The following is a 14715-nucleotide window of genomic DNA, read 5'->3' as shown; positions in this document are numbered from 1 at the left end:
GTATCACTTTCCTTTTTGGAATGATTTACTATACTGTATGTGCTGGGCAAACATAATGTATGGACGTTAGCCCGGTAGACAGGGATAGGAGCGGAAACGGGCGGATGCCCAGGCGGCGCGGAAGCAGCGGATGAAACGGTCGGCAACGTTGGAATGCGGCTAATTTTTGCTTGACCCTGACACTAATGTCACGGTTTATAATGAGCTCATCCCAAACAGAAAAGGAAGATGCCGTGATGGATATTTCGTCTCAAGAAGAACACATGATTCAGGCGCTGCGTGAGGTGGCATTACCTCCGCTATTTGTGCTCATCCGGATTCGGAACGATATTTTAAATGACACGGTCAATATCGAAGAAGGCCGGAGAAATGAGATCGTAAACACGTTGGAACAATACATCGCCCCGCTTTGGGAGGATTATCATAAGGAGAAGAACGCACAAGCCAATGAAGGAGCTTCGGGTCTGGAATGAATGGGCACGACATAGAGAAGGAGCTTCGGATCTGGAATGAATGGGCACGACATAGAGAAGGAGCTTCGGGTCCGGGATGAATGGGCCGACATAGAGAAGGACCATCGAGTCAGGAATGAGTGGACACCAACATCAGAGCGACGCGCCATGCCGCCATATCGGGCGGTTTTTCTTTTGCACAAAAATCGGCATTGAAGGATCCCAGAGCCCTTATCCTACAAGATTCAGCAGCGGCCCGGTTGGTGCGTGTGCGGAAGATCCGGGAGAAGGAATATCGCCAATTTCTGATCACAACCCGGAGTCCAATGCCGGGAATTGGAAATGATCCACCAAAACATGTACAAGCCCGTCTGGATGATGTATAATTTAAGCGCTTTCAATTGGAAGGTGGTGTTCTATGCATTTTAACCGTGGAAGGGCATCGGGGACCGGGCGGCGGATCCATGTCGCTTTATTTGGCCTGCTGCCATGCAACTCTTCAGTGCGTGAATCCGTTAACGCTTGAAAAGTTCATACCGGCTCGGTACAATGGGAGTACATAGAGGACTATCATTTGAACACGGATTGACCGATATTAAATGTGGAAAGACCCTGTGACGGGAGCAAAATCCTGAATAGGCAATAGTTACAATAGGGGATGATATTTCAGTGCAGCTGAAGAAACTTAATGATAAAAGCATCGACCAACTATTTGAAGCCATTTTAACTCTTAAAGATGTAGAGGAATGCTACGTATTTTTCGACGATCTGTGTACTGTCAACGAGATCCAATCCCTCTCCCAGCGTCTGGAAGTGGCGCGCATGCTCGGCAAGGGCAGCACGTACAATCAGATCGAGGCGGAGACGGGAGCCAGCACGGCCACCATTTCGCGGGTGAAGCGCTGTTTGAATTATGGCAACGAAGGGTATAAAATGACGTTAGAGCGTCTCGGGCGTTAATATGCGCAAACCGGGGGTACTTGTTATCAGTCACGGCTCCAGGGAATCCTCCTGGGTCCAGCTGGTCGACGATGCCGTTGGGCAACTGCCGCTGCGGGGAGAACTCCCTGTGGCGGCTTCGTTCTTGGAGATCGTGGAAGGCCGCTTGATTCAGGACGGGATCGATCATCTGGAGCGTCAGGGCGCTACGGATATACTGGTGATTCCGCTGTTTGTCTCTTCGGGCAGCACCCATGTGAATGAAATCGCATATGCGCTCGGCGTCATTGACGCCCCGGCCATCGACACGGACCTGGAGCCATTTCGCATCCGGGCGAATATTCTGTACGGAGAGCCGATCGACAACGATCCGGACGTGGCCCGCATGGTGTGGGATAAAGTGAAGACGGAATCGAAGAACCCCGACGAGGAGGTTCTTATTCTTGTTGGTCACGGCAGCAGCCATGACGGTTTCCGCGAGCGCTGGGAGGAAGGCCTCTCACACCTGGCGGAGAGCGCCCGGGCGATCGGCGGCCTGGCCGCGGCGGATTATGCCCTGCTTCGGCCCGACAGCGTACGGGCGAAGGTGGAATACTGGCAGAAAGAACGCGGAATGCAGGTGATCGCAGCTCCGCTGTTTTTGAGTGACGGCTATTTCACCCGGACGGTGATTCCGCAGCGGCTGGACGGGTTAAATTACCGGTATTCAGGTGAAGCGCTGCTGCCGCACCCGTTGCTGACCCATTGGATGGAGAGGCAGATCCGGAGCTGGCTTGCGCGTGGTGCTGATGCGTCATTGTAAGGAACAGGCGCTTATTCGGAAATTATCAACTTATTAGGTGGCGTATGTATGAAAAGAGCACGTTTGATTTATAATCCCACCTCAGGCCGGGAGGAGATGCGCCGGCGACTGCCGGACATTCTGCACCGGCTCGATCAGGGCGGCATCGAGGCTTCCTGCCATGCCACAATGGGCGAAGGGGACGCCACGAAGGCGGCCATCGACGCCGTGGAGCGGGGGTACGACATGATCATTGCCGCCGGCGGGGACGGCACGCTGTACGAGGTCGTCAACGGCATGGCGGAGCGGGATAACCTGCCGCCGCTCGGCGTGTTTCCGGTCGGAACGACAAACGATTTTGCGCGGGGGCTGGGCATTCCAAGGAACTGGGAGGACTACTGCGATCTGGTCATCCGCCAGCAGACCCGCCCGATCGACGTGGGCAAGGCGAATGACCGGTATTTCATCAACATCGCCGGGGGAGGCACGCTTACTGAGCTGACGTACGACGTGCCCAGCCGGCTGAAGACGATGATCGGCCAGCTCGCTTATTATATTAAAGGCGTGGAGAAGATGGTCAGCCTGTCTCCGCAGGAGCTGATCATCAATGCCGAGGGCCAGGAGACGATCCATGACGAGTTCATGATCTTCCTGATCACGAACACGAATTCCGTTGGCGGCTTCGAGAAGCTCGCGCCGGGCGCGCGGATCGACGACGGCCTGCTCGACGTGATCGCCCTCAAGAAATGCAACCTGGCCGAATTCGTGCGGCTGGTCAGCCTCGCGCTGCGTGGCGAGCATTTCAACGACAAGAAGGTCGTCTACTTCCGCACGAAATCGATGGAAGTGACGTCCCCTGGCAAGGTGCTGCTGAACCTGGACGGAGAGCTCGGCGGAACGCTGCCAGGGCAGTTTTCGGTGCTGCCGCAGCATTTGCGGATTTTTGCGTAAGGCTTGTTTTTGACATACCTCGATATAGACAACATGGATAGGAACAGAATGGTTCGTCCGGCCGCAGGGAAGCTGGGCAGGCGGTGGATCATCGCAGGGGAGTTAAGGTGTCGGCATGCGGCTCATCCGCCATGGATGGGGGCAGGGCATCTTGACTTTTTTTGTGCGCTTTTCTGTTATAATGGGAAGGATGCGGGGAAGAAATGAAGCCAGGGAGTTGTGGGGCTTATGACTCGCGAGATAAAGATGGATTAGTGTGTGGAGCAAGGAATGAGCAAGGATTAGTATGCGGAACATGGATGAATCATAGAGGAGTATATGCGGTACAAGGATAGTCATGGATCAGTTTGCAGAGCAAGTAACGGAATATCATTCCTCATATAACTTTAACGAATACAGGTGGACAGGCCGCCGTGCATCGGGCTTTCCCTTTCAAAATATACTCGAAAGAAGTGACTCAAGCAGCATGAACAAGCGACACAGCCGCCGGAATTCCGGCCGCCGCAGCACGCCTGCAGCGATTGCCGGCCTGCCGGTAGCGAAAAACGATGAGGCCGTCATCGACATCATCGGCATGAACCACGACGGAGAGGGGGTTGGCCGAGCAGAAGGCTACACCCTGTTCGTCGCGGGCACCCTTCCCGGCGAGAAGGTCCGCGTGAAGGTGCTCAAGACCAAGAAGCAGTACGGCTACGCCAAGCTGCTTGACATCGTGCAGGCGAGCCCCAACCGGATCGCGGCGCCCTGCCCGATCTACGACCAGTGCGGCGGCTGCCAGCTGCAGCACATGGACTACGCCGCCCAGCTCGCGTGGAAGCGCCAGCTGGTCGTGGACAACCTGACGCGCATCGGCAAGCTGCAGGTACTCGGCGAGCCCGAGCTGCGCGGGCAGCAGGCCGCCCAGGGGGCGGCAGGCGCGGATGCTGCTGCGCCGGCGTCCGCTGCCGCAGCCGGCGGTGCCGCGCAGGGCATCCAGGTTCATGCCACGCTGGGCATGAACGAGCCGTGGCGCTACCGCAACAAGGCCCAGGTGCCGATCGGCGTCACCGAAGGCGGCCTCGTGGGCGGCTTCTACGCCCGCGGCAGCCACCGCATCATCGACATGGAGGCCTGCCTCATCCAGCACGAGCACAACGATGAGGTCGTTGCCAGCGTGAAGGCCATTGGTCGCAAGCTCGGCATCACCGCGTACGACGAAGAAACCGGCCAAGGCCTGCTTCGTCATGTCGTGGTGAAAGTTGCCTTCCGCACCGGCGAGATGATGATCGTTCTGGTCACGAACGGAGACAAGATACCGCATGCGGACGAGTGGATCTCGGAGATCCGCGAACAGCTGCCGTCGGTCGTCAGCATCTGCCAGAACGTCAACACGAAGCAGACGAATGTGATTTTCGGTGACGTGACTCGTGTCCTGTGGGGCAGTGAGGTCATTTATGATTATATCGGCGACGTGAAGTTCGCCATCTCGGCGCGGTCGTTCTATCAGGTGAACCCGGCACAGACCGAGGTGCTGTACGGGAAGACGGTTGAGTATGCACAGCTGACCGGGAAGGAAACGGTCATCGACGCGTACTGCGGTATCGGGACGATTTCTCTATTCCTGGCGCAGCATGCGGGCAAGGTGTACGGCGTCGAGATCGTGCCGGAAGCGATCGAGGATGCGCGCCGCAACGCAGAACTGAACGGGATGAGCAACGTCACGTTTGAGGTCGGAGCGTCCGAAGATGTCATTCCTGCCTGGAAGGAGCAGGGCATCGAAGCGGACGTCATCGTCGTCGACCCGCCGCGCAAGGGCTGCGATCCAAAGCTGCTGGAGACGATTCTGGAGATGAAGCCGGAGCGGGTGGTGTATGTGAGCTGTAATCCATCTACACTGGCGCGGGATCTGCGGATATTGGAGGATGGCGGGTACCGGACGGTGGAAGTGACGCCGGTGGATATGTTCCCGCATACGATGCATGTAGAATCGGTGGCTTGGTTGGTGAAGGATAGTCTGTAAACAGCAATCAAAGTTAACCCAAAGCCTAATTAGTCTGCATAAAGCATAAATAGTCTGCCTAAGAGCCGAACGAAATTCAGGTACTCACTCCTGTTTTTCCTTGGCTTTTTTAAACCCAATCGATATCCGCCGGGGGAACCCAGGGGCAGGGAATATTATTTTTAGGGAGCGGGACAGGATACGTGCATACCGTTTCCCCTCGACCCTGAACCCAGAACCCGCTAAAACCCTTGCCCCGCCTGCATTTTACCTTACTGATGATTCCGTCCAGCTTTGCCCCTATGCCGCCATTTGACAAACTACCTACCAGAAGGTAGAATGACGATATGAACAATTTATCTAACACCTATGACGAAATCCTGGCTTGTGCGCGTTCTCTGATCATCGCTGGCGGCTACAACGGCTTCAGTTATGCCGACATCGCTGATGTGGTTGGGATTCGTAAGGCGAGCATCCATCACCATTTCCCAAGCAAGGTCGATCTGGTCCGAACGCTGGTTGCCCGGTATCGGAAGGAAGCCGAAGAGGGGATGGCGAATCTCGAGCATCAGGTATCCGATCCGCTCGAACTGCTTCGGTTCTATACTGGTTATTGGGAAGCCTGCATCATGGACGACAGCGCTCCGTTTTGTGTCTGCGCGCTGTTGGCAAGCCAGCTCCCCGTCCTGCCCGAGGAAGTTGGCCTAGAGGTCCGGGCGCATTTCCGCTCCCTGTCGGCATGGTTGACAGCTGTGCTGGAGCGCGGCGCACGGCAAGGGGAGTTTCAACTGATGGGTACCCCTCATGATGAGGCCGAAGCGTTCATGGCGACAGTTCACGGCGCGATGCTCTCAGCGCGGGCCTATGGAGATCCGAAGATATTCGGCGTCGTCACAAGCTCACTCTTGGAGCGATTCTCTTCGTGATGAAGGCCGCGATGGCGATGGTTTGTAGCCATGATCTAGAAGAAAAGAGGTGAACCCTTTAGCTTTACCCATCTTGAGAGCAGACTATGTTCTAATGAGGATCAGGTCGCTTTTTTACGAACGAATCGCATCTCATCCGCCAAGTGCAGATACGAGGCATGCCGTCTACATATCGTCAGTCTATAGTGAGAACGGCGTATTCGATTTGTCGCTGAATGATTGCTTAAACGACTCCTGCTGCCCGTCGATGGACCCGACATACATCCAGATCTGCTGAGTATGGGATATCGGTTGTGGCCGGTCCCGTCGAGTGGTCCGAGCGTAATGTCTTTTCACGATGGGCACGGGGGGACGTTTAAAGCAGATGGCGGAGTCTTGTCTTTTTAACCTACCTATTAGTAGGTAGCGAATAACAATCAAATGAATTTTTGATCAGAAATGCTGTCAGCCGCTAGTATCGGCTCGCGCCAAGACAAAACAAATCAACCTTGTCCTTATGGACTGGAAGGAGACAATTATGTTTGGAATTTCATCACTCGGCTGGGTGCATACACTCAGCAGCTTGCCCGCCATTCCGCTGGCTATCTATATGTTTGCTCGCTACGGACGGATTGTGCCCCGGTCAAAGCCCGGTGTCGTCTACTTCATTTCGATGCTGATTGGCGCGATCACCGTATTCCCCATCGCACATCAGTCGGCTAGCTATGCCATTGGTACCGCAACGATCCTGCTGCTGCTCGCCGGATACGGCGTCGGGCGTATTTCGAGCTTAGGGCGTGCGGGGAAATACCTCGAAACCATCTTCCTGAGCCTGACAGCGTTTCTGCTGATGTTGCCGACCATTACCGAAACCCTGACCCGTGTTCCTAACGGCCATCCCTTCGTCACCGATCTGAGTTCGCCCATTCTCCGCGGCGCTCAAGGCAGTCTCTTCGTCATTCTCATTGTTGGCTTGACAGCCCAAATCATCCATTTGCGCAGGCAAGGCAAGCGCGCGGCATTCGCCTCACCAGCCGAGATTTCTGCCGAATGAAGCTTCATGAATTGAGATTTAGCCTGATAAATAACCAGCAAGTCTATCTAATTTAAAGCCGCTTCTATAAGAAAGTTTTAATTAAAAGGGAGAGCAAAACATGTCATTAACTCAAGCTTTAGCGGAAACCAAACAGCAATTTATCGCGCATACCCCTATAGAGATTCAAACAGAGATGTTCCGTCAGATCCGAGAGCAGCAGGAATCCGGTATTCCTTACGGCCGGCAGGAGGGGGAGAAGGCCAAAGATTTTACACTCAAGAATGCTTTGGGTGAAACGGTTAATCTTTATGATGAACTGTCCAGAGGACCTGTTGTCCTCACTTTCTATCGGGGCGGATGGTGCCCGTTCTGCAACAGTCAACTGAAGGCTTATCAGAAGCTACTGCCGGACATCGAAGCCCTTGGGGGCCAGTTGATCGCGGTCAGCCCGCAAAGCCCCGACAACACGCTTTCCCAGCAGGAGAAAGAAGAGCTGACCTTCCAAGTCCTGAGCGACACCAACGGTCTCGTGGCTGCTTTCTATAACATCCTTTACGACGTTCCGGATTATATCCAGAACATGATGAAACAAATGGGCATGGACCTGGCGGAATACAATGCGACGAACCGTTGGATCCTGCCGATTCCTTCCACCTTTATGATCGACGAATCCGGCATCATCCGTTCTGCCTACGTGAATCCGGACTTTATGCAGCGGTTGGATCCGGACAATATTTTGCAGGAATTGAGAAAGCTGTAAACCCTACGATAATAATTGCGCTATACTTTCTATGTTTCATAGGAATGGCATGATTAAATGATTGGAATAAAGAACGAATTTCTCTGATTGGGGAGATCGTTCTTTTTCTTATAAAATCAGAAAGTATAAACTCCAGAGCCATGGCTTCCTGATATTGCAAGAAAAACTTCCTTTAAACGCGGTCTGTCTTCTTGGAAGGTACGTCGATAGAGTTTTTCTTATAAAATCAGAAAGTATAAACTCCAGAGCCATGGCTTCCTGATATTGCAAGAAAAACTTCCTTTAAACGCGGTCTGTCTTCTTGGAAGGTACGTCGATAGAGTTTTTCTTATAATATCAGAAAGTATAAACTCTAGAGCCATGGCTTCCTGATATTGCAAGAAAAACTTCCTTTAAACGCGGTCTGTCTTCTTGGAAGGTACGTCGATAGAGTTTTTCTTATATCTGACAATATAAAAATTTCAGAGTAATTTGATATATAATATGGTCAGAAGGGTTGGAAATCCGAGTGTACTTTGATTTAATCATTATGTTATGAAGCATGATATAAATGGATAAGAAGTCGAATATGAGGCGTTATATTTTTGGATAACGGCTGAAGCTTTATTATTACGAGAGGATTGAGTTTGAAGTGAACGATAATTTTTGGCTTGATTTACCCCGGCCTTTCTTTATACTTGCACCAATGGAAGATGTAACGCATGTTGTTTTTCGTCATGTCGTGAGTAAAGCAGGAAGACCGGATGTGTTTTTTACCGAGTTTGCGAATACGGAGAGCTACTGTCATCCAGAAGGCAATCATAGTGTGCGCGGCCGTTTGCTATTTACCGAGGATGAACAACCGATGGTTGCACATATATGGGGCGATAAGCCGGAGTATTTTGAAAAGATGAGTATCGGGATGGCGAAGGCAGGATTTAAAGGGATCGATATCAATATGGGTTGTCCTGTTCCTAATGTGGCATCCAACGGGAAGGGAAGCGGATTGATTCTCCGTCCAGAGGTTGCAGCTGAAATTATCCAAGCCGCCAAAGCAGGAGGTTTGCCTGTAAGTGTAAAGACCAGACTTGGTTTTACCAGGGTGGATGAATGGCAGGACTGGCTGACCCATATTTTGAAGCAGGACATCGCTAATCTGTCGATCCATCTGCGTACACGAGAGGAAATGAGCCAAGTTGATGCGCATTGGGAGCTGATTCCTGAAGTAAAGGCACTTCGGGATCGTGTGGCGCCACATACGCTGCTCACAATTAATGGCGATATTCCTGACCGTCAAACGGGCCTGAAGCTGGCTGAGCAATATGGTGTGGATGGCATCATGATCGGGCGTGGTATTTTTAAAAATCCGTTTGCCTTTGAAAAAGAACCGAGGGAGCATAGCAGCGCCGAATATCTTGATCTTTTAAGATTGCAGCTGGATCTCCATGATCAGTATTCCCAACAATTAGAGACCCGTCCATTCAAAGCCCTACATCGTTTTTTCAAGATTTATGTCAAAGGGTTTAGAGGCGCAAGTGAACTCAGAAATCAATTGATGAGCACGGAGTCTACCGATGAAGTGCGTGCGCTTTTGGACGAATTTGCACAGCGTATGGATGAGGGCGGGGACAGTTAAATAAGGTATGCGGAGTAACTCCGTCCCTGAGGGGATGGAGTTTTTTTGCGTTCTACGATGGATGAATATAGTCTTATTCGGTTGCGATTGTGTTGTACTGAAAGGCAGATTATGATAATTGTACGATAATGATGATCCCTATGGAGTGATGACCTTGAGATACACCGATTACATCCGTCTGAAAACAGGCAGATACCAATCTGTAGGAAAGTTTGGCGACGATATCTATGCGTATGAGGTCTTAACGGGGATCGCCGACACCCCGGAGTACCACCAAATTTCCAAGGAAGAATTCGAATCGTTTGAAACCTGGAGCCAAGAGTACATTACGGATCTTAAAAAATTATATGAAATCATTAACCGCCCTGTCATCTGCAGCGGTTACCTGGGAAGAGCGGAGCTGAATACTTCACTGCTTCGGGAAATGTAGGCGCAAGGAGTGTAAAAGAACTTGTATTCATAGTGACAACAAAAAGTATACAATCGTGGGGGTGTTCGTATGATTGATCAAATCAAACAGTTAGTATATGAAAATTGTAGTCAGCCCAATGTATTAGGTGTACTTTTAATGGGTTCAGTTTCAGCTGACGCTCATGACCAGCACTCGGATGTCGATTTACTTGTCGTCTATCAACAGTCCGAGCCCGTGTTGCATCTTCCCAACGCCGCTTGGAAATGGGATGTATCCTACATAAGCGAAAAGGAGATTAAAGGGCTTCGAAAATTATCGGATTGGCGAGCGAACGCCTTTTTAACTGCTCAAATCATCGTTGACCATACCACATGGCTGCCATCGGTTATTCATGAAATCTGTACACTATCTGATCAAGAATCTGAAAGACAAGTCACGAAATGGTTGGATGCCTATCTGAATGCTTTTTACCGATCTATGAAGGCAGTAAGAAGAACTAATGAACTTGGGGCTTTACTGCAGGCTTCTTCGTCTATCATGTGCTTAATCAATTGCTTGTTTAGTATGAATAAGCTTATTCCCCCTTATTTGGATAGAGTCGATATCTTACTCGATCGTTTGGAGCATCTTCCAATGCAGAAGACAGCTTTAAGTGAACGATTTGCAGCGATATCCAAATCCGCTAACCCCAAGGATCAAATCATATTGTTTAGAGCTACCGAAAAATTGCTAAGATCTTTTGGTTTTAATCAAGTGTATGAGGCATGGGGAGACCAGCTGGAAAATGAAGTGAATTACTGGGAAAGCTGAAGATCAGTCCGTTAGGAAGTAAATTATTGGTGATATGAAATGAGCCTCTTTGCTGCGGACGGCATAAGAGGAATTTTTTGAAATTGTGGAATATTCACATAGCCACAGAAAGGGGTTATTACCGTGAGTATCACTTTTGAATCGGTTAAACAGGAAGTTGAGGAGCTCGTACAGTTCCTCACATCAGATCGCTGGCCTTATCATGGAGTTGAGAACCCTGCTGAATCCGATATCAGAAAGGCTTATGAAAATGGCGCCTATCACAATGAGAATACTCGAACGTTCTGGATCATTGATCAAGGCGGCCATCAGAAAATCGGGCTGATCCGATTGTTTGACGTCTCAGATCCGATTGTTATGTTCGATCTGAGAATCCGAAGCGAGTATCGGGGCAAAGGTATCGGAAAGTCAGCTTTGAGTTGGATCGTCTCGCACGTGTTCTCTGAATACCCGGAAGCGATCCGCATTGAAGGACATACCCGAGTGGATAACACGGCTATGCAAGCTCTGTTTGCTAAATCGTTGTTCGTGTTGGAAGCGTATCATCGTAAATCTTGGAGACAAGCCGGGCTATTGTTTGACTCCATCGGTTACGCGGTGATTAGGGAAGACTGGGAGAACAATCAGGTTACACCTATTCCTTGGTCGATAAAATAATTGATGGAATCCAATTTATTTCATTAGTAAGGTAACGGGAAACGTTATTTTCATTAGCCTAGAGGCCAGGATCATTCAATTGTTTCTCGAATATTTTATCAGCTGGATAATTTATTGAACTTTGTGAAGATAACGTTTATCTGAAAGATACGCAAATCTTATAGGTAAGGGTGGTTCGTTTGGAGAAAGGACTTATTGTGTTGTTGAACGGAACTTCAAGTGCAGGAAAGACGAGTATTTCCATGGAACTGACCAACCAGAAAGAGATTCTTTTTCATCATTTATCCATTGATGATTTTTATCATAATTACAATGATTTTATTAATAATAAATTTCCAGATTCTAAACCTGTAAGAAAATTGGATGATGAAGTTATCGGACAAATCATATTTGATCCCATAATCTCCATGTACTACGCGACAATTAAATTGTTTTCCGAAATGGGACTGAATGTCATCGTCGATACCGTAATCGAAAATGACAAGTGGTTTAATGATTATCTTGATGTACTTTTGGATTATCCTACATTATTTGTAGGTGTCATATGCTCGAAAGAAGAACTCGCAAGAAGAGAGCAAATCAGGGGAGATCGAAGGATTGGACTAGCAGCTTCCCAATTCGACAAAGTATATTCCTTTAATGAATATGACCTTGAAGTAAATACTGAAGAGTTGAGTCCGACAGAATGTGCCGATAAAATTTTAAGTTTGATTAAGTCCGATCAGGATTATGCTGCATTTAAGAAATTAAGTAAAAGAGAGGTCAGTGTTTCATAGAAGGCGAATCCATCAGGTAACAACACATTCAAGATGGGGGCTATTGGCCCTGTCTGGCGGGGATTTGGAATAAACAATGGCTCAATCATGACGTCAGCCGGACAAAATAATAGGCTGTCGTCGTTAAGTTAACGGCAGATAGTTTAATTAAAACAAATCGCTCTAACGCAAAAGAAGCATCCAGACCTGACGTCTTAAATGCTTCTTTTGCATCCCAATTTATGCGGAAAGTTTCTTTCTTCTTATGAAACGTCTGTCTGCTAAATAAAGAACGAACAGAGACACCATGCCGACACCGATCGGAATGCCGAACGCTTCATATGAAAAAGGAGCTCCTTCAAGTTTTAAGTGGCTCGTGGCACGGTACTCGAGCCGCTTAGCGGCGAATTTGGCCGTCCGGACATCTTCCTGCCTTGCCAGATCTTCAAACGCTGGTTCCATCGCGAACCGCTCGGGCGAATCGGTGTGCAGGTAAAGCTGTTCAGCCTTTCCACCGTTTTCGTTCCAGTTTCGTATATCGCCCGCAGCGACCGTCTTTACGTTCGGGCCTACGAAAATCATTCTGTCGAGTTTCGGAGCATCTGCAATTTGATATCGGGCGATGAGATTGAGACCATACCGGGTCACGACCGGTTCGCGTTTACTTGATACCGTTATTGTTGTCGTCGTTCCGGAAGCTCCATAAGTGTCAAAAGCAGAGGATAACATGAGTTCGTCGGCACCGTCATACAGTAGGATCCCGTCTTTTTTCTTGCTCCATTGAAAGGCGTTGTTCAGAATATATACGACATCGCTCAATCCGGCCGTGAAAGGCTTCATTTGCGGATGTTGAACAAAATGGTAGGAAGGGTAATTCATATCCTTCGCCACTTTCTCAGCAGTCGGCTCACCCATTTGCTGGGAGATAACGTACAGGGTTGCATCGATCCCCGATGTCAACCCGGCAGACGAGACCAAATTGCTGTCAGCCACATAACGCTGGTCTCTCTTCCAAGTAACCTCGCTATATTTCTTTTCTAACCTGCCGATATCCCCCCAGTGCGTTGCTGCAGATTTTCCATCCAGCAGGCCGGTATCGGCCAAATTCTCGGCACCATTGCAGATGGACAGTAATGTCGTTTCTTTGCCCGAGTGCTTCCTTATCCAATCGCGGACAGGCTTGTATTTCGCTTCATCCAAAATCGGCATGAAAGGGATGACGATAATATCCGGACCTTTACCCGTCAATTGATCTAATTCATCAAAAGTATAATGGGGCACGATATCAAGACCGCCTGTCAACGATTTGACGTTTTTGTCGGGCGCAGCCGCAAACACATTATATGAGCCTGTCATGGAGAACATTTCGTAAGGTACAAGGAAATCGAACACCTCGGTCACTTCATTTGCCAACATCACGGCTACTGTCGGCTTTTTCGAATCATAGGCAGGAGCTTGGACGCTTTGTAAAGAAATAGGAACCGGCTTATCGTAAACCGACATAGACTCCTGCATCGTACGCATGTAACCGACCGCTCCGGTTCCTCCTACTACGAGAATCGTAACGCATGCATATACAACGAAACGCCATACTTTCTTCATTTTCTCTCTCCTTTAATCAGTAAGTAAAAATTTGTTATTAACTTTCCCAATTAAAGGATACTAAGAAAAGAAAAATTGAAAAACCATCCGAAGACGGTTATTTTCCCCGACTTAGGTCCAGGCAGAGTTTATATCCGGATAACGCATGTCGTTACATTATCATAATAGCTGACCCGACCTTTTCTGAATATGACTCAAAAGGGCTATTCGACAACGCTGCCGAAGCATGATGTTAGACCGAAAAAATAAAGTTGTAAATTAAGTAGTCAAATGTTTTTTTTTGGTGTTGACATTAAAAGGATGATCGGATATATTTGTTACATACCAACCGAATGTATGAAAAGAGGAGACGTATGGCAAGGAATAAATATCCTGAAGAAACAATCAACCAGATCTTAACCGTGGCCCTTAACCTGTTCATTCAAAAGGGATACGAGCAGACTTCCGTTCAGGATATCATCAACGAGCTGGGCGGGCTGACAAAAGGGGCAATTTACCATCATTTCAAGTCGAAGGAGGAGATCCTGCAGGCTGTCACCGATCATTTGTTCCAAGGTGTTGATGATATGCTGTCCAGTGTCCGGGACGACAAGGAGCTGAACGGACGGGAAAAGCTTCGCAAGATTTCCCTCGTCTCTCTCGACAATCCCGCCCAAGACGAATTGGCATCGGTGGCACCGAACCTCTTGCGCAATCCGAAGATGCTGGCGGCACTGATCGAGAACATCATCGATAAAGCCGTACCCATCTATATCCAGCCCATCATCGAACAGGGTATGCGAGACGGATCGATCCGAACCGACTATCCTAGGGAGCTTAGCGAAGTGCTGATGGTACTCACCAACATTTGGCTAAACCCGGCGATCATTCCAGCTTCGCCCGAGGTAGTGTTACGCAAGGTAAAGCTTTTCGATGAAATATTGAAAGGCCTGGGGCTTGACCTGTTCGATGAGCAAATGATTCAACGGTACGAGGAACTGTTGCGTATGTCAGCTAGAGAAGTCAGCAAAGAAAACTAAACTGCCGAGAGGCAGCTTATTTTTAAGCCTATTCATACCAACG

At 49.3% G+C, this 14715-nt stretch carries 15 protein-coding genes; 14 read left to right on the top strand and 1 reads right to left on the bottom strand.

From position 1 onward, the window contains the following. Positions 1–236: 236 nt before the first annotated feature. From GCU45_RS12575 to GCU45_RS12515, 13 genes are all read left to right on the top strand, one after another. Entirely contained in the window at positions 237–473 is a 237-nt protein-coding gene (locus GCU45_RS12575; RefSeq protein ID WP_152399203.1) for a hypothetical protein, read from the top strand. A 648-nt stretch (positions 474–1121) separates the two neighbouring features. Then, positions 1122–1412 carry a YerC/YecD family TrpR-related protein gene (locus GCU45_RS12570; protein WP_076176780.1) on the top strand — a complete coding sequence of 97 codons (291 nt, stop codon included), beginning with the start codon at positions 1122–1124 and terminating at the stop codon, positions 1410–1412. Between the two features lies 1 nt (position 1413). Further along, the gene (locus GCU45_RS12565; RefSeq protein ID WP_152399202.1) at positions 1414–2193 is read left to right on the top strand and encodes a sirohydrochlorin chelatase; all 780 of its coding nucleotides are present in this window, start codon (positions 1414–1416) and stop codon (positions 2191–2193) included. A 48-nt stretch (positions 2194–2241) separates the two neighbouring features. Continuing rightward, a complete protein-coding gene (locus tag GCU45_RS12560) occupies positions 2242–3123 on the top strand; it encodes a diacylglycerol kinase (protein WP_152399201.1) in 882 nt (293 codons plus the stop codon). Between the two features lie 466 nt (positions 3124–3589). Continuing rightward, positions 3590–5122, top strand: a complete 1533-nt coding sequence (gene rlmD / locus GCU45_RS12555) for a 23S rRNA (uracil(1939)-C(5))-methyltransferase RlmD (protein WP_152403018.1) — start codon at positions 3590–3592, stop codon at positions 5120–5122. A 326-nt stretch (positions 5123–5448) separates the two neighbouring features. After that, a complete protein-coding gene (locus tag GCU45_RS12550) occupies positions 5449–6027 on the top strand; it encodes a TetR/AcrR family transcriptional regulator (RefSeq protein ID WP_152399200.1) in 579 nt (192 codons plus the stop codon). A 517-nt stretch (positions 6028–6544) separates the two neighbouring features. Next, positions 6545–7060 (top strand): hypothetical protein, encoded by a 516-nt coding sequence (locus GCU45_RS12545; RefSeq protein WP_152399199.1) that lies wholly within the window; start codon positions 6545–6547, stop codon positions 7058–7060. A 100-nt stretch (positions 7061–7160) separates the two neighbouring features. Beyond that, entirely contained in the window at positions 7161–7802 is a 642-nt protein-coding gene (locus tag GCU45_RS12540) for a peroxiredoxin-like family protein (protein WP_152399198.1), read from the top strand. Positions 7803–8487: 685 nt separating this feature from the next. Continuing rightward, entirely contained in the window at positions 8488–9417 is a 930-nt protein-coding gene (locus GCU45_RS12535) for a tRNA dihydrouridine synthase (RefSeq protein ID WP_425281293.1), read from the top strand. Positions 9418–9571: 154 nt separating this feature from the next. Further along, positions 9572–9847, top strand: a complete 276-nt coding sequence (locus GCU45_RS12530; RefSeq protein WP_094596977.1) for a hypothetical protein — start codon at positions 9572–9574, stop codon at positions 9845–9847. Between the two features lie 69 nt (positions 9848–9916). Next, a complete protein-coding gene (locus tag GCU45_RS12525; protein ID WP_152399196.1) occupies positions 9917–10639 on the top strand; it encodes a nucleotidyltransferase domain-containing protein in 723 nt (240 codons plus the stop codon). Between the two features lie 123 nt (positions 10640–10762). Further along, positions 10763–11296, top strand: coding sequence for a GNAT family N-acetyltransferase (locus tag GCU45_RS12520; RefSeq protein ID WP_152399195.1), 534 nt, complete (start codon positions 10763–10765; stop codon positions 11294–11296). Positions 11297–11475: 179 nt separating this feature from the next. After that, complete coding sequence (locus tag GCU45_RS12515) at positions 11476–12072, top strand: chloramphenicol phosphotransferase CPT family protein (protein ID WP_152399194.1); 597 nt, start codon at positions 11476–11478, stop codon at positions 12070–12072. Positions 12073–12291: 219 nt separating this feature from the next. Here GCU45_RS12515 and GCU45_RS12510 read toward each other — a convergent pair whose 3' ends face one another. Then, positions 12292–13653 carry a DJ-1/PfpI family protein gene (locus GCU45_RS12510; RefSeq protein ID WP_152399193.1) on the bottom strand — a complete coding sequence of 454 codons (1362 nt, stop codon included), beginning with the start codon at positions 13651–13653 and terminating at the stop codon, positions 12292–12294. Positions 13654–14006: 353 nt separating this feature from the next. On the opposite strand from GCU45_RS12510, the gene GCU45_RS12505 reads away from it, so the two are divergent. Then, the gene (locus tag GCU45_RS12505; RefSeq protein WP_094596983.1) at positions 14007–14672 is read left to right on the top strand and encodes a TetR/AcrR family transcriptional regulator; all 666 of its coding nucleotides are present in this window, start codon (positions 14007–14009) and stop codon (positions 14670–14672) included. The last annotated feature ends 43 nt before the right edge of the window (positions 14673–14715 follow it).

The sequence above is a fragment of the Paenibacillus cellulositrophicus genome, assembly GCF_009363095.1.
Taxonomy (GTDB): domain Bacteria; phylum Bacillota; class Bacilli; order Paenibacillales; family Paenibacillaceae; genus Paenibacillus_AQ; species Paenibacillus_AQ favisporus.
The sequence above is the reverse complement of the archived record's forward strand: the minus strand, read 5'-3'. Positions and strand labels throughout refer to the sequence as shown.